General features: G+C 35.7%; 16 protein-coding genes and 2 tRNA genes. All 18 read right to left on the bottom strand.

The annotated features are described in order from the left end of the window. Nucleotides 1-82: 82 nt before the first annotated feature. The 18 genes from G8Y84_RS10025 to G8Y84_RS09940 all read right to left on the bottom strand — a co-directional run bounded on the left by G8Y84_RS10025 (nucleotide 83) and on the right by G8Y84_RS09940 (nucleotide 15,478). A tRNA-Gly gene (locus G8Y84_RS10025) sits at nucleotides 83-156 on the bottom strand. Between the two features lie 22 nt (nucleotides 157-178). Beyond that, a tRNA-Leu gene (locus G8Y84_RS10020) sits at nucleotides 179-261 on the bottom strand. Between the two features lie 449 nt (nucleotides 262-710). After that, nucleotides 711-1,166: a SprT family protein gene (locus tag G8Y84_RS10015; RefSeq protein WP_037577163.1), complete on the bottom strand. Its 456-nt coding sequence runs from the start codon at nucleotides 1,164-1,166 to the stop codon at nucleotides 711-713. Beyond that, on the bottom strand, nucleotides 1,159-3,309 hold the full coding sequence (locus tag G8Y84_RS10010) for a Tex family protein (RefSeq protein WP_105997016.1): 2,151 nt from the start codon (nucleotides 3,307-3,309) through the stop codon (nucleotides 1,159-1,161). The genes G8Y84_RS10015 and G8Y84_RS10010 overlap by 8 nt, the downstream gene beginning before the upstream one ends. Nucleotides 3,310-3,463: 154 nt before the next feature. Next, the gene (gene sigB, locus G8Y84_RS10005; RefSeq protein WP_037577167.1) at nucleotides 3,464-4,234 is read right to left on the bottom strand and encodes an RNA polymerase sigma factor SigB; all 771 of its coding nucleotides are present in this window, start codon (nucleotides 4,232-4,234) and stop codon (nucleotides 3,464-3,466) included. Next, the gene (gene rsbW, locus G8Y84_RS10000; protein ID WP_037577169.1) at nucleotides 4,209-4,688 is read right to left on the bottom strand and encodes an anti-sigma B factor RsbW; all 480 of its coding nucleotides are present in this window, start codon (nucleotides 4,686-4,688) and stop codon (nucleotides 4,209-4,211) included. Before rsbW ends, sigB begins: the two co-directional genes overlap by 26 nt. Before the next feature lie 2 nt (nucleotides 4,689-4,690). Beyond that, nucleotides 4,691-5,017: an anti-sigma factor antagonist gene (locus tag G8Y84_RS09995; protein ID WP_037577172.1), complete on the bottom strand. Its 327-nt coding sequence runs from the start codon at nucleotides 5,015-5,017 to the stop codon at nucleotides 4,691-4,693. Between the two features lie 80 nt (nucleotides 5,018-5,097). Then, the gene (locus G8Y84_RS09990; protein ID WP_165806332.1) at nucleotides 5,098-6,102 is read right to left on the bottom strand and encodes a SpoIIE family protein phosphatase; all 1,005 of its coding nucleotides are present in this window, start codon (nucleotides 6,100-6,102) and stop codon (nucleotides 5,098-5,100) included. Between the two features lie 63 nt (nucleotides 6,103-6,165). After that, entirely contained in the window at nucleotides 6,166-6,519 is a 354-nt protein-coding gene (locus tag G8Y84_RS09985; protein WP_103159488.1) for a type II toxin-antitoxin system PemK/MazF family toxin, read from the bottom strand. Next, nucleotides 6,520-6,690: a type II toxin-antitoxin system antitoxin MazE gene (gene mazE, locus G8Y84_RS09980; protein ID WP_037577177.1), complete on the bottom strand. Its 171-nt coding sequence runs from the start codon at nucleotides 6,688-6,690 to the stop codon at nucleotides 6,520-6,522. Nucleotides 6,691-6,774: 84 nt separating this feature from the next. Beyond that, nucleotides 6,775-7,923, bottom strand: a complete 1,149-nt coding sequence (gene alr, locus G8Y84_RS09975; RefSeq protein WP_037577179.1) for an alanine racemase — start codon at nucleotides 7,921-7,923, stop codon at nucleotides 6,775-6,777. Nucleotides 7,924-8,038: 115 nt separating this feature from the next. After that, nucleotides 8,039-8,389, bottom strand: coding sequence for a holo-ACP synthase (acpS, locus tag G8Y84_RS09970; RefSeq protein ID WP_037577181.1), 351 nt, complete (start codon nucleotides 8,387-8,389; stop codon nucleotides 8,039-8,041). Further along, a complete protein-coding gene (locus G8Y84_RS09965; protein WP_051605021.1) occupies nucleotides 8,386-8,901 on the bottom strand; it encodes a PH domain-containing protein in 516 nt (171 codons plus the stop codon). The genes acpS and G8Y84_RS09965 overlap by 4 nt, the downstream gene beginning before the upstream one ends. Then, the gene (locus G8Y84_RS09960; RefSeq protein ID WP_037577183.1) at nucleotides 8,898-10,376 is read right to left on the bottom strand and encodes a PH domain-containing protein; all 1,479 of its coding nucleotides are present in this window, start codon (nucleotides 10,374-10,376) and stop codon (nucleotides 8,898-8,900) included. The genes G8Y84_RS09965 and G8Y84_RS09960 overlap by 4 nt, the downstream gene beginning before the upstream one ends. Continuing rightward, nucleotides 10,369-10,842, bottom strand: coding sequence for a PH domain-containing protein (locus G8Y84_RS09955; RefSeq protein ID WP_051605022.1), 474 nt, complete (start codon nucleotides 10,840-10,842; stop codon nucleotides 10,369-10,371). Before G8Y84_RS09955 ends, G8Y84_RS09960 begins: the two co-directional genes overlap by 8 nt. Nucleotides 10,843-11,102: 260 nt before the next feature. Next, complete coding sequence (cshA, locus tag G8Y84_RS09950) at nucleotides 11,103-12,587, bottom strand: degradosome RNA helicase CshA (protein ID WP_103159486.1); 1,485 nt, start codon at nucleotides 12,585-12,587, stop codon at nucleotides 11,103-11,105. Nucleotides 12,588-13,031: 444 nt separating this feature from the next. Beyond that, nucleotides 13,032-14,396, bottom strand: a complete 1,365-nt coding sequence (locus G8Y84_RS09945; RefSeq protein ID WP_105965813.1) for a UDP-N-acetylmuramoyl-tripeptide--D-alanyl-D-alanine ligase — start codon at nucleotides 14,394-14,396, stop codon at nucleotides 13,032-13,034. Nucleotides 14,397-14,404: 8 nt separating this feature from the next. After that, on the bottom strand, nucleotides 14,405-15,478 hold the full coding sequence (locus G8Y84_RS09940) for a D-alanine--D-alanine ligase (RefSeq protein WP_105963524.1): 1,074 nt from the start codon (nucleotides 15,476-15,478) through the stop codon (nucleotides 14,405-14,407). Nucleotides 15,479-15,507: the final 29 nt, after the last annotated feature.

Raw genomic sequence — 15,507 nt, 5'->3', positions numbered from 1 at the left:
GAAAGTACGTTACGTACTCAAAATTATTGGAATTAACGTTGACATATTGTCATTCAGTTTTCAATGTTCATGTAAAAATAAATGGAGCGGGTGATGGGAATCGAACCCACAACATCAGCTTGGAAGGCTGAGGTTTTGCCATTAAACTACACCCGCAAATAATTAATTTTGAGGTTGATGCGGCCGAGAGGATTTGAACCTCCACGGGAATACTCCCACTAGGCCCTCAACCTAGCGCGTCTGCCGTTCCGCCACGACCGCTCGGTAAAAATCGAATGATTTTTTCGACAAGATTTATTGTACTATGTGTTATTCGCATTGTCAACACTCTTTTAACATTAAATTAATGTTTGTAACGTGTTGTTAATCTTATTTTCACAACGTATTTAATCATACATCAAATTGTATTCAATGTCAATCACTTATTTCATAAAAACCATTTATTTATTCCTATGACTTGTGACGACCTAAATTATTATACGAATTCAATGTTAAGATGTCAATAAAGAATTTAAAAATATTAGGCCCCTATCATAAATCTTATTTTTTAAGTCTTTACTAGAAGACTTCAATGAATATATTCATAAAAAACTCCCCACTGAGAAATCATTTCGTGGGGAGTCTCTATATGATATTTTTAATCCTCATCTACTATCGCTATACTTCTAGTTGGCACTACTTGAGTTACTTGAAACCTTTTGTTTGATAAGCTACTTTAATACCTTAACTAATTTTAAACTTCCTCCACATTGTCCGCATCTCATTTTATTCGTATTAACACGACGTATTCTTAAAAACGTTTTATGACATTTTTTACACATATATTCGTAATTCGCGCGCGTTTCATAACTCTCAATAGAATTACAAAAACGTGGCGCGCCTACTTTTAGTGCCAACTGTCGGAAATCTCTGTCTCGGTGTTGATACCCTTTTCCTTCTAAATGAAGAAAATAATGGCACAGTTCATGTTTAATGATATTGTCTAGTTCTTTTAAACCAAAGTGTTCATATTGCTTTGGATTTATTTCAATATCATGTGTTTTTAAAAGATATCGCCCTCCTGTACTACGTAATCTATGATTAAAATAAATCCGATGACGAAAAGGCTTTCCAAATAAGGTTAATGCTAGATTTTCAGCATGTTGTTGCAATTCTTGATTAAGCATGCGGATCTATCATTGTTAATGCGACTTTTCCTTTTTCGCTATCGATGGAATCAATCCAAACATCAACAATATCCCCTACACTCACAACATCCATCGGGTGTTTTACAAAGCGTTTTGCTAACTTAGAAATATGCACTAAGCCATCTTGTTTCACACCAATATCTACAAACGCTCCAAAATCAACAACATTTCGTACTGTTCCACTCAATTTCATTCCTTTGTTTAAATCTTCAATAGATAATACATCAGATTTTAATTGTGGTGTTTCATATTCATCCCTTGGGTCACGATGGGGAGCCATTAATGATTTCACAATATCTTCAAGCGTCGGAACGCCGACCTTAAGTTGTTCAGCATATGTTTTTATATCTATATTTTTTAAGGTTGCTTTACAACGCTCTGTTCCGAGTTCTGATACTTCTATTTTCAAAATTTTAAGTAAGTCATATGTTGCGGGATAACTTTCAGGGTGAATAGCAGTATTATCAAGAGGTTCGTCCCCATCCACAATTCTTAAGAAGCCAATACTCTGTTCAAACGTTTTTGCACCTAGGCGTTTTACATTATTAATTTCTTTGTGATGCTTAATTACACCATTTTCTTCCCTATACTGAATGATGTTATTTGCGATGGGTTTAGATAAACCTGCGACATATTGCAATAATGTACTTGATGCTGTATTAACATTAACACCTACTTGGTTTACTGCTGTTTCAACGACAAAGTTCAATGCTTCTCCTAATTGTTTTTGATTAACGTCATGTTGGTATTGACCGACACCTATAGATTTAGGATCTATTTTTACAAGCTCACTTAAAGGGTCTTGCACGCGACGGCCTATAGAAACCGCACTTCGTTCTTCGACTTGAAAATCAGGAAATTCCTGTCGTGCAATGTCTGAAGCAGAATAGACGGAAGCGCCTGCCTCATTCACAATAATGTATTGAATATTCAATTCATGCTTTTGAATCATATTCGCCACAAACTGTTCTGTTTCACGACTCGCTGTTCCGTTCCCAATTGCCACCAATTCAATTTGGTACGTATTAACCATCTCTAAGAAAATACGTTCAGCTTCTTTCGTTTTAGAGATAGGCGGATGTGGATACATGACCGATTTCGCTACGAAAGAGCCAAGTGGATTAATGACTGCCAACTTACAACCGGTGCGAAACGCTGGATCCACACCTAAAATCTGTTTTTCTTTCAATGGTGGCTGTAACAGTAAATGCTTTAAATTTTCACTGAAAACATCAATTGCTTTTTCTTCGGCACGTGCTGTTAAATCTCCACGAATTTCACGTTCAATTGAAGGAAAAATTAACCGCTTCATTGCATCTTCAATGGCTAAGATAACAATTTGAGATAATTCATTTGTATCTTTAATTTCTATTTTCTTAATTTCTTCCGACAGTTTCGTTTTATCAACATCAATTTTAACATTCAAAATTTTTTCTTTTTCGCCGCGGTTCATTGCTAAAATACGATGATTGGCAATACGCTTTAATGGCTCAGCGTAATCATAATACATCGCATAAGTTGCTTTTTCATCTTCGGCATTTTTCTTTTTAGATGTTACAATCTCTCCGTGTTTCAAGGTTTCTTTTAATATTCGTTGACGATATTTAGGGTTATCCGCAATACGCTCCGCAATAATATCTTGTGCGCCTAATAGGGCTTCATCGATTGTTTTTACTTCATCATTAATAAACTTTTGTGCTTCTTGATTTAAAGACTTTGTTGAATTTTGCGTATCAATCCATTTGGCTAGTGGTTCTAAGCCTTTACGTTTGGCTTCCGTCGCACGTGTCTTTTTCTTTTGCTTAAAAGGTCTATAGAGGTCTTCAACTCGTTGTAATTTAGTTTGCTTTAAAATATCGGCTTTTAATTCATCTGTTAACAATCCTTGTTGCTCTATATTATGTATCACTTCTTCTTTACGTTTTTGCAGTTGCAACATGTACGCATATTCGTCTTCAATTTTTTTAATTTCAACTTCATCTAATCCCCCGGTCGCTTCTTTACGATAGCGTGCAATAAAGGGAACTGTATTTTTTTCTTCGAGTAATTGTAATACCGCTTCTATTTGCTTTATTGAAAATTGGTATTCGTTATGTATTGCTTGAATTAATGTATTTGCCAAAAGGTTCACCACTTTCTTAAATCTTACTTTGTTTATTTTATCATTATTCATGGATAAAAATCATGCCGTTATTCAAGCACAATAAAAGAGGCATAGACTTTATCGTCTAGCCTCTCACCATTTATGATTAACCAATCACATTTTGATTGATAAATTATTTCTTTGCCGCTTCTTGAAGTTTTTTAATGGCTGTTCGTTGTAAACGCGAAACGTGCATCTGACTTAACCCTATACGTTCACCCGTTTCTTTTTGGCTTAAACCGTCGATAAAGGTACATTGTATAATTTCACGTTCTCTATCAGATAGAATTGGAATAATACGCTCTAAAATCATGCGCTTTTCCGTCAAATCATAGTTATCATCTTGACTTCCCATAATATCAAGCAATGTGACTGTAGAACCATCTTTATCAGCTTCAATGGAGTGATCCACACTTAAAGCGTTATAGCTCTGACCCATTTCCATTGCTTCAAGCACTTCTTCATCTGTTACTTCTAATCGCGCAGCAATTTCAGCAATTGAAGGGGACCGTTCGAGTTCATTTGTAAGTTCATCACTGACTTTTTTAATTCTTGGACCAATTTCCTTAATGCGTCTAGGAACGTGTACACTCCAAGTTTTATCACGTAAATATCTTTTAATCTCCCCGATGACAGTTGGAACTAAGAAAGCTTCAAACTTACGATCAAATGACAAATCAAAACGGTTTATCGCACCTATAAGTCCGACCATGCCGACTTGCACTAGGTCTTCGTGATGAGATTGGCCTTTTGAATATTTATAGGCCAATGATTCGATTAGCTTTTCATAATGTTTTACGAGTTTTTCTTGCGCTTCTTTATCTTGATGTTCTTGGTGTCGTTTAATCCAGTCGTTGATTTGTTCAGGTGAAACAGAATTAACTGATTTCGACTCTTTCGTCATTATTTCGCACCTGCTCTTTTTTGATATACTTGATCATGCTAATCGTTACCCCTGTCTCTTTGTCAACAGTGACTTCATCCATTAACGACTCAATTAAGAATAAACCTAGTCCACCTTCACGTAAAAAGTCGATGTTTTCATTATCTTGATAAGGTCCGAGTTGTTGTTTTGTTTCTTGATAATTAAAACTCTCACCTTGATCTGAAACGATAATCTTAATGTACGTATCGCTTTTTTCAAAACCGACATTGATATAACCGGTTTCTTTTTTATCTTTATACGCATGTTTAACCGCATTTGTCACAGCTTCACTTACTGCAATTTTAGCGTCTTCAATATCATCATAAGAAGCACCTACTTGAGTGAATACTCCGGATAAAGTAAGACGAATCAAACTTACATATTCTGCAGACGCTGGAAGCCTCATTTCGATAAAATCATTTCTGTTTGGCATGATTATTCGACCTCCGTCCCTTCGTTCACGTGCATCAAGTCACTTAAACCTGTAATTTCAAATAATCGTTTAATTCTATTATTAACACCAAGAATATACAATTCTTTATTATTTTGATTTAAAGATTTCAATGTACCCACAAAGAGACCGAGCCCTGTTGAATCCATATATGATAGATTTTCTAAATTTACATGTATATCATGTGTTCCAGCTTGTCTAATAGGAACTAACACTTTTTCTAATTCGGGAACAGTTGCGACATCGAGTTCGCCGCTTACGGTAACGTCATAATGTTTGTCATGTTCTTGTGATTCGATATTAAGGTTCATTATTGTTTACACTCCTACAAATATACTCTACTACGGACTTTTACCCATTTCTATGTTGCATTAATCTAAATTTATAGAAATTAATTGACTCTCTTAATAATTAATATTGTTAAATCGTCTCGTTTCCCTTCTTTATGTATACGAATCAGTTGTTCATATAGCAATTGGACAATATCTTGAGGATGTAATTGTTTATAGCCTTTAATAAATTCTAAAAGCTTTTCTTGATTAATAAACTCCCCATTTTCTCGACGTATTTCTGTCACACCATCTGTAAATATGATAATTAAATCATTGATATTAATTTTAATCTCTTTTTGGTCATATCGAATGTGCGAGCTCACGCCTAAAATACGCCCACGAACATCAATTTCCTCGAATTCATCTTTATCTGCTCGAAAAATATATCCTGGCTCATGCCCTGCTGAACTACAATATAAGATATGGTTCATTTCTTCGTATAAGCCATAAAACATCGTTACAAACATATTTTGATTGACGTTTTTTTCAACCACACGATTAAGACGCTTTAAACCGTCATTCGGAAGTTGTGAATGCCCGTAGGAATCCATACCAAACTTAATCATACTCATTGCGAGTGCTGCAGGAATTCCTTTCCCGATAACATCGGCGACAGCAAAACTCATCGTGCCATCTTTATGGTCAATCAAGTTAAAGTAATCTCCACTCACGCGTTGAGCTGCCACTGAAATCACGCCAATTTGAATACTGTCAAATTGCGGAATTTCAGTTTTTAACATGGTTTGTTGGAGTCTGGAAGCCACATCCAATTCTTTATCATGAACTTCCATTCGATCGATTAAATCTTTATAATCAGAATAATTAAAACCAAAACTAGAAATCACTTTTTCTAAAACATCCAGACTTTCCATCAACTCTGACTGAGAAAGTTGATGCGTCTCTGCATATTTTTTATGCATGCGGACAATATCTTCAGGCGTTACCCCTTTACCTGTAATATGATCTGCATAGTTTGAAGCAGATTGAAGTGTTTGGGCTTTGTCTTCGTTCTTGATAAATGTTTCTACTAACTCAAAGTAGCGTACTTCATTTTGCTGCGTCAAATGGACGTTCCCCCCTTTTTTATCACAAGGTAAAAGGCTTTAGGAAATTTAAAATCCTAAAGCCTATTTGTGTTGATTCATGTGCAATCCTAAGCTAATTCCAAGTGCCGCATTGACCTCTTTCATCTTTTTATCAGAAAGAAAGGTGAGCTTTTCTTTAAGCCTCTTTTTATCGACTGTTCTAATTTGTTCTAACAAAATAACAGAATCTTTGTCGAGTTTATATTTTTTCTTATCAATTTCGACATGCGTTGGAATTTTCGCTTTATTGATGCGACCTGTAATCGCTGCAACAATCACGGTCGGACTGTATTTATTACCAGTATCATTTTGAATAATAACGACAGGTCTGACTCCCCCTTGCTCTGACCCTTGTACTGGTGATAAATCCGCTAAATAAACATCGCCACGCTTCATTTAGTCATCCTTGTGGTTAGAAAGTAAGTGTGATTCGTTGCAATCACATGCTTCACATTCGACAAAGTATGCTTCTGTTGCTAGGGAGAGATTTAAATCTGCCATCTGAACATACCCCTCTTTCAAAGATTGCTCTAAACTTTTCACTCTTGTTTGATTGAATGCTGACATAAGTAGGACCTCCATATCAATACAACAGATAAAATTTTCATCGATTCTATTACATGATAACAAAAATCCTATGTCTTAACCATACTATTTTAATAATTCGTTGGATATTTCACTCAATTGTTGATATTTGTAAACTCTAGCCACGCGTCGACTAATATTGCATAAAACTTCATAATTAATCGTATTTTGTTGTTGCGCTAAGGCTTCGACAGATTGAGGTGTGTTTGCCTTTGCTTCTATCAATGTTACTACGTCACCAATACGTGCGTGATTTGGGACACGTATCGCTACTTGGTCCATGCTCACACGCCCGACGATTTCACATTGATGTTCATTTAATTTTACATAACCCCCTTGCATATTACGTAAAAAGCCATCTGCATAGCCTACAGGTAATAATGCGATCGTCATCGGTTCATTCGCAGTAAATGTTTCTCCGTATCCTATAGATTCACCGGCTTCTAGATGTTTAACTTGTGTAATTCCCGTCGTCCATTCTACTGAAGGCGAAAGCTGTGCAGTCGCTTTTTCTTCAATAAATTCAGAAGGAAAATACCCAAATAATGAAATCCCAGGTCGAAAAGCATTACAAATCGATGGATCAAAACGTAGTGCCCCAGCTGAATTTTGAATATGAATATATTTAGGGCGGTATGTACTTTCTACGAGCGTTTTAAATCGTTCATATTGTTTTTTTGAAGTGTCATTATCTTCATCAGCTGAAGAAAAATGAGAAAAAACACCTTCAAATTCGAGGTTCGGATGCTGTTCAATCATTTCTATAACTTCATGATATGTTGCTTCGTCTTTAATACCTAAACGATTCATCCCCGTGTCTAATTTGATATGTACCCATGCTATTTTTTCTGCGTCATCATCAATGTTTGAAATGGCTGCTTCAAGCCATTCTTTTGAGGGAACACCTATCGCCACACGATGTTGAATTGCTTTATTGATTGCATGAGGGGGAACGCTCGATAAAATAAGTATTTTTTCTTTGATACCATGCATTCGAAGTTCGATGGCTTCATCAAGTGTGGCCACGCAAAAAAATTCAGCACCTAATTGCCTTAAATGTGTTGCAATCTGAATGCTTCCGAGCCCATAAGCATTCGCTTTCACGACTGGCATGATTAACTTATTCGGTTGTAAGCGTGATAATGCGTGGTAATTATTTGTAATCGCCTCTAAATCGATTGTAAGTTCGGTTGCACGATAATATTTTTCTGACATAACTGTCACCTTCCTAAAATAATCAAGATAGCTCTCCAATGACTTTTTAATCATTTTATTCTATCTTTATACGGTCTTTCTTTCAAATTACATCATACCATTTTTGAACGACGGATTAATACTCAATCACGACCTGACTTGTCGCATAATGTTCCGTATGAGAAATGGAGACGTGAATTTTATAATCTTTAAACTCAATCACAGGTTTTCCTTGTGCATCATTGTCACAATGAATATCTTTAAATGCGAGCTCTCTCCCGAGTCCAGTCCCTAAAGCCTTACTCAACGCCTCTTTACAAGCAAACCTTCCCGCTAAAAATTCAAGTTTACGTTGTTCACTTTTGAATGTATGAAATTTTTCGAGTTCTTTGACTGAGAGAATACGTTCAGGAAAACGCGCTTGTCGCTCTAATACATGCTTGATACGAGCAATCTCTACTAAATCTATTCCAATACCATAAATCATATTTTGGCCTCATTTTCATCATTAGGATTTTCATTTTCTTCAGACGCATCATACGTTTCCATCATACCATGTTGTTTGACAAAAACGTTTAATTTTTGCGCTTGAGTTTTATGAATTAATTCGATAGACACATTACCTCCTGCTGTGGAAAGTTCGATGTTTGCAAGATGAAAGCGCCGCATCAACCAGCCTTCTTCAATTTCTATATTTTGAACACGGTATAAAGGTACACGATATTGCTTAATAAAGCATATTCCATTTTGAATAAAGACGCCGTACGTATCATACTGGTATTTAAAATGAGCATATCGATATTTAGGTATAAGAAATACAAATACTAAAGGTATCAGAACAATTAAAACGACACTGATGATTCCTAAAGTCATTTGATTAGGCCATTCAAAAAAATAGGCAGCAACCATTTCACCTATAAATATGAGGATGAGGATGAGTGAATATATGATTCCCTTTATACGTAAAACTTTGAGTCCATCTTGATGCATCCTATTCATAACGTCTCCTCCTTCAAATACCATTCACGATAAGAGGATACATTTTTAATATCCTCAAAACGAAGACCTATCGCTTCATAAGTCATTCCTTTAGCCACAAAAAAATAAAAATGACTGAGTTCTCCCCGCAACATAAGGGGATGAGCCGACTCACGATAACCAATGACTTTTTCTCGGCTTAAATAGGTTGTTTGAAAACCAAAGAGGGTTAACTGCTTCACACCGATTTGCTCGCCTTTTATCGCTGCTCCCGCATGTTTTATGGCAAGAAAACTATGCATCACTAAGTATGCAATCACTAAAAGAACGGGCAGCCAAACCCATGCACTATAAAAATAATGCACACAAGCTGCAACGATAAGCAAGGCCACACTTATGATCCAAAATCGTCGATGAAAACCGCGCCAAGGTAATCCTGTCTTAATTTGGTGAAACATGATATGAGGCACAAGGTCTGTGATAATCAGCTGAGCTTCATTTTTCTTTATAAATGGTAAAATCATCACTTTCCCATTCGTATAATCCTCATTTTTAAGATTTTGATCGCTCGTAATGATGAATGAAAATGAGGTATAGCCAAATAATGTACGTAAAAAGGAACGATTTTCCACCACGGCTTGCACTCTCGTTATAGGCACTGTAATATGTCGAATATTTAATAAACCATATTGTATATGTAAATAATCCCCTTTTCGACGTAACTTATAGCCGTAATATTTAATAATTGTGAGTAGCACACCAAAGATGTAACAGAACAATAAAATCACGATAAACGACAGAAAAGTAGCCATAACTTGATTTTTGATAATCTGGTCGACGCTCCCAAACAACCATGACCAATTAATAATATTTTGAAGCGCGCTAACAATCGGCGCAAGTGTTACGAAGGCTACAAGTATTGCACCACTTGTCATCGACATTAACAATAAATTTTTAGGAGACAAATCGTATAACATTTCTTGTACTGATTCTGTATCTTTTGTTGGAGCGCCCGCTTCGTCTTCATTCTCATTATTTCCATTCGTAAGTGTCGTTTTTATTTTTTCTACAGCTTCCCGAATATATTCACTTTGTTCGCGCGTAATGGTGTTTAATTCAATGCCATCACTTGGCGTACGGATTTGTAAATTGACACCCCCAAATAAACGGTTAACCATCGACTGCGTCGTGTCCATCGATTGGATGCGACGAATATGCAATTCTTTCCTTTCTAAGTTAAAAACACCGGAAGTCATAATAAAATATTGACCTTCAATCCAGTACCGTGTTTTATAGACCCGTAGAAGATTTGCTATAAAACTGATGAGAAAGATCGCTGTAAAAATTCCTGGAGAGAGATAACTCCATGGATTAGACCAATCGAATTGGCGCATTTGGAAAAACACAAAAATAATAACTAAAATGATATTTTGTTTAATTGCTTCAATTAAGCCTGAAATATAGGAAATCGGATGTAATTTCTGAGGGTTATACATCTGCTTCACCTCTTTCTAAGCGTGCCAAACAATACCTTTCAATTTTTTCAGACTGCTGATGATTTAAGTATGGTAATACTATTTCGTGTCCGGCTGTCACAACTTTTATTTGTGATAAATGATGATATCGAGATAAAGGATTGAAATGCGATTCTAAGAACTGAATACGTTCAATTTTTACCGCTTCATATTTTCGAAACCATATTCCTCGCTGTATCACGATTGTATCGTTAACAATTTGGTAAGCGTAAAACGAATATATCAGATAAGGACGTATTAAACGTAAGATAATATCTATAACAAGTAAACCATACAATGCAAATCGCCACCCTTTGGCAACGTCAAAAAAATGCATTCCATATAACACTAAGCCTATAAAACATCCATCGATACAAAGTTGTATTATCTGATTTTGAATTAAATATGTTTTGTATTGTTTAGGCCCTTTTTCCATCCGATTAAGCATGCCTTTAGTTTCTCCTTTTGTTTTAACATTTTATAACGATTATAGCATATTGCCTCGTAGATATAACATTCCTAGTGTATCGTATCTTTCAATAATAAAATATGTAAAAAATCAATCAACTCTATGCACGTATCTCGACGATGATATGAGTTAATCTCCCATTATTAAATGTTTCTATGATAGAAAAAAAGGACAATACCTATACACTACAAATCGTTAAATTTGTAGGATAGCATTGTCCTAAAAATATGCATTATAAATTATTTTTGATGATCAGCGAAAGTGCGCCCTTTTTTCACTTTATTTTCGCGCTTGTCTTTAAAGCCATTGCCTTTTTTATTAAAGTTCGGTTTATTACCACGACGTGATTTTGAATGACGTTTACCGCCGCCTTTACGATTACCTTTAGGTTGACGATTTTTTCGTGCAAGTGGTTTTTCAAAAGTCAATTGAACTTCAACTTCATCATTAGATTCTACTAATTCTTGAAGAAGTGCTGTCACTAAGTCCGTTTGATCGTACTCTTCAAGTAACTGTTTGGCGATACTTTCAACACGTGGTTCTTTTGTCACAGCCATCCAGTTTTCAACTTTAGATTTAATTTCTTCTTCACGTGCACGTAAGACTTCTTTGCGATGTGGAGGACGTAATGCACGCATTTGGCGATGGTTGGCTTGTTCAATTTGACGAATATAATCCATTTCAATTGGATTCACAAATGTCACGGCCATTCCTTGTTTACCTGCACGACCTGTACGTCCAATACGGTGCGTATAACTTTCAGTATCTTGAGGGATGTCAAAGTTATATACATGACTTACACCAGAAATATCAAGACCACGTGCTGCAACATCTGTTGCTACTAAAATGTCAATTTGGTCATTTTTGAATTTTTTAAGTACTTCTAAACGTTTGGCTTGTGTAATGTCTCCGTGAAGGCCTTCTGCTTTATAACCTTTTGATAGTAAAGCACTTGTCAATTCATCGACACGACGTTTTGTACGACCGAACACAATCGCTAATTCTGGTTGATGAACGTCAAGGAAATTCGTGAATGTATCGAACTTTTCTAATTCTTTAACGATCGTATAATATTCATCAATTTGTGGATCTGAAAGTTCATTGTTCATCGTTTTAATAATTTCTGGTGACTTCATGAATTTTTGAACTAATTCTTGAATCGCTTTTGGCATTGTTGCTGAGAAAAGCATTGTTTGTCGATTATCAGATGGCAATTTATCCATAATGTAGCGCATATCATCGATAAAGCCCATATTCATCATTTCATCAGCTTCATCTAAAATTAATGTATCGATGTCTTGTGTTTTCAATGTACGACGGTTTAAGTGATCGATAACTCGGCCAGGTGTACCCACGACAATTTGAGGACCTTTTTTCAATGATTTGATTTGACGGTCGATCGGCATACCCCCAAATACAGTGACAACTTGAACTTTTTGACCACGGCTGAATTCTCTTAATTGTTCTGCAACTTGCATCGCAAGTTCACGTGTTGGTGCTAAGATGAGGGCACGTACACCTTCTTTACCAACTACTTTTTCAATTAATGGGATACCAAATGCACCTGTTTTTCCTGTTCCAGTTTGTGCTTGGCCCAAAATATCTAAATTTTTAAGAGCTGATGGGATGCTATCCTTTTGTATCGGTGTAGGTTCCGTAAATCCCATCGCCTCTAATGTTTCAGCTGTTCTTTCTGAAACACCTAAGCTTGTAAAATTTTGCAAAGTCATTCTCCTTTTTTTGGATCTTATTTCTCATAATTTATCTCAATAATGATTTTTCCAACTTCTCCATATTACCACCTGTATGCTAATTGCGCAATAAAGCAAATACGTATAATCACATATTCTTATTAAAATACTAAGTTTTTATAAGCAGTTTAAACCACGTGTAAAGCTATAAACTTACAACGATAACATTAAAAATTAGCTATAAAAAATAGCTATTTGAGACATAAATAATATTATTAATTCACAAGCGTAAGTTATAAAATTTTTTGACCAACTCAATTTCATCGAACTAAGTTGTATCAAAATAGCCATCAAAATTTATGCTCAGATAAATTTTGATGGCTTTCTAACTTTAGGTTTGGCATTATAAATCCATGCCCAAAGAAATATTGAGCTATCAATCACTTAATGCTCTTTGCTTTTTTGGATACAAATGAGTTATGTTTGTTCAATTAACGCATCAACAACTTCTTCTAACTTCATCCCACGCGATCCTTTCACAAGCACCTTATCACTAGCTGATAATATAGATGCAATATAACGCGTCATTTTTGTTTTATCATTAAAATGTATTGCTTCTTCCACATGACGTTTTCCTTTTTCATGGATGTCCAGGGCAGCTTCTCCATAAGTATACAACATTTGTATTTTTTTATTTTCTAGGTATTGTCCTACACTCATATGTAATATTTTAGATTGCTCTCCCAATTCTAAAACATCACCTAAAATCAATATTTTGCGCCCTTCCATTTGACTTAATGTATCAATGGCTGCTTTCATACTTGTCGGACTCGCATTGTAGGCATCGTTAATAATGGTCGCACCATTGTGTGCTTGAAATTTTTGCATGCGCATACCTGTCAATTGCAGATGATTCAATTGAGATTGTATTATCTTTTCATCAACATCTAATAATTGCGCAATCGTAATTGCAATCGCTGCATTACGCATATTATGTTCACCTATCACTGGCAAGCGGAATTGATTTTTACTATTGATTTCAAACGTAATGCCCTCATCATCATGAGACAATATGTGACAACTAACATCATTTGAAGTATTTAATCCAATACTAATACATTGTTCCTTTGCCAAAGTTTGAACATGCGGTGTAAGAAGGGGTTCATCACCGTCATATAGCAATTTCCCCTTTTCCTTTAATCCTGATACAATTTCGAATTTTGCTTTTGCAATGCCTTCTCTCGAACCTAAATCTTGCATATGTGATTCTCCAATATTTGTAATCACAGCATAATCAGGTTCAGCAATGTTGGAGAGTAGTTCGATTTCATGAAAACCTGACATCCCCATTTCTAAAATTGAGATTTCAGTATCATGATCCAATTGAAGAATCGTTAGAGGTAAGCCGATCTCATTATTATAATTACCAAGGGTCTTTTTCACACGATAATTGGTAGATAAGACATTTTCAATCATATCTTTCGTCGTTGTTTTCCCATTAGACCCCGTTACCGCAATCACAGTTGGATTCACTTCTTTAATATAGGCCTTTGCAAGTTGTTGAAGGGCAACCAAGGTGTCTTCAACAACGATGACTGGCCCATTATTAGGAACTTCAATTTGACTGTCTCGTTGAAAAAAGACCGCACCTGCGCCATCTCTCAAAGCCTGTTCTGTAAATTGATGCCCATCCACGTTTTCACCGACAAAAGGCACGAATAATTGCCCTTTTTCTATGTGGCGTGAATCAATAGAAACACCTTTAATAGGATGCCCTAAATAAGAAGTGTCAATTTCACAATCAATCCACTGCTTGATTTGGTTTAATGTAATTTCAATCATGCGGACACCTACTCATCAATTTTATATTTGTTTTTCTGCTTTTCTAGATGACGTTCTTTGGCGAGTGTAATTAATTTAGTAATCAACTCAGCATACGGAAGCCCCATATTTTCCCAAAGTTTTGGATACATACTATATGCTGTAAATCCAGGCATCGCATTCGTTTCATTAATATAAATTTGGTCATCTTCTGTCACAAAGAAGTCTGCACGCAATAATCCTGAACAGTCTGTAGCTTTAAAGGCTTCCACTGCCATATTTCTCAATGTCATTTGAACTTCTTCATCTAAGTCAGCAGGAATAGACAGTTGTACTTTTCCATCTTTATATTTCGATTTATAATCATAAAAAGCCACATCTTTAATTACTTCGCCTGGCCATGTTGTTTCAGGATAATCATTCCCTAAGACCGCGACTTCAATTTCTCTTGCATTAACGCCTTGTTCAATGACAAGTTTACGGTCATATAAAAAGGCCTCTTCTATCCCCTGAATCAATTCCTCTTCATTTTCACATTTACTGATTCCAACACTAGAACCTAAATTCGCCGGCTTTACAAAAACAGGGAATTCAAGTTTATCATGAACAAGTTTCAATATATTGTGTTGATATTTCTCATACTCACTACGTAAAAAGCTTACGTATGGGAGCTGAGGTAAACCGCGCTGTGCAAATAATTGTTTCATGACTAATTTATCCATAGAACTAGATGCCGCCAACACACCATTACCCACATAAGGAATATCTAGGACTTCAAATAAGCCTTGAATTGTGCCATCTTCACCATTTGGTCCGTGTAGCAATGGAAATACGGCGTCATAGCGACCGCCTTGGCTACTTTGTGTTAACATCGTTGAAATTTCACCTTCGTGAGATTGATCTAAATGCAACACATGAATGTCATTGATTTGATCTGAAATATTTTCTTTTTTTCTCCATACTCCATCATTAGTGATATATATAATGTCAATATGATACTGCTCTTTGTCAATGGCATTTAACACATTTTGAGCAGTTAAAATTGATACATCATGTTCGGCACTTTTACCGCCGTATATAATACATAACGCTTCTTTTGACATAAGTCCGCCTCCAAATCTTATTCTAAACT

The sequence above is a fragment of the Staphylococcus sp. 11511212 genome (assembly GCF_011394755.1).
In the GTDB taxonomy this organism is placed as follows: domain Bacteria; phylum Bacillota; class Bacilli; order Staphylococcales; family Staphylococcaceae; genus Staphylococcus; species Staphylococcus chromogenes.
This window is presented reverse-complemented; position numbering and strand designations above follow the sequence as displayed.

Excerpts from the sequence above, each read along its gene's own strand:
- G8Y84_RS10015 (WP_037577163.1), bottom strand. The coding sequence starts at position 1,166 with ATGCTTAATCAAGAATTGCAACAACATGCTGAAAATCTAGCATTAACC.
- sigB (WP_037577167.1), bottom strand. The coding sequence starts at position 4,234 with ATGACGAAAGAGTCGAAATCAGTTAATTCTGTTTCACCTGAACAAATC.
- rsbW (WP_037577169.1), bottom strand. The coding sequence starts at position 4,688 with ATGCCAAACAGAAATGATTTTATCGAAATGAGGCTTCCAGCGTCTGCA.
- G8Y84_RS09995 (WP_037577172.1), bottom strand. The coding sequence starts at position 5,017 with ATGAACCTTAATATCGAATCACAAGAACATGACAAACATTATGACGTT.
- G8Y84_RS09985 (WP_103159488.1), bottom strand. The coding sequence starts at position 6,519 with ATGAAGCGTGGCGATGTTTATTTAGCGGATTTATCACCAGTACAAGGG.
- mazE (WP_037577177.1), bottom strand. The coding sequence starts at position 6,690 with ATGTCAGCATTCAATCAAACAAGAGTGAAAAGTTTAGAGCAATCTTTG.
- alr (WP_037577179.1), bottom strand. The coding sequence starts at position 7,923 with ATGTCAGAAAAATATTATCGTGCAACCGAACTTACAATCGATTTAGAG.
- acpS (WP_037577181.1), bottom strand. The coding sequence starts at position 8,389 with ATGATTTATGGTATTGGAATAGATTTAGTAGAGATTGCTCGTATCAAG.
- G8Y84_RS09965 (WP_051605021.1), bottom strand. The coding sequence starts at position 8,901 with ATGAATAGGATGCATCAAGATGGACTCAAAGTTTTACGTATAAAGGGA.
- G8Y84_RS09960 (WP_037577183.1), bottom strand. The coding sequence starts at position 10,376 with ATGTATAACCCTCAGAAATTACATCCGATTTCCTATATTTCAGGCTTA.
- G8Y84_RS09955 (WP_051605022.1), bottom strand. The coding sequence starts at position 10,842 with ATGCTTAATCGGATGGAAAAAGGGCCTAAACAATACAAAACATATTTA.
- G8Y84_RS09945 (WP_105965813.1), bottom strand. The coding sequence starts at position 14,396 with ATGATTGAAATTACATTAAACCAAATCAAGCAGTGGATTGATTGTGAA.
- G8Y84_RS09940 (WP_105963524.1), bottom strand. The coding sequence starts at position 15,478 with ATGTCAAAAGAAGCGTTATGTATTATATACGGCGGTAAAAGTGCCGAA.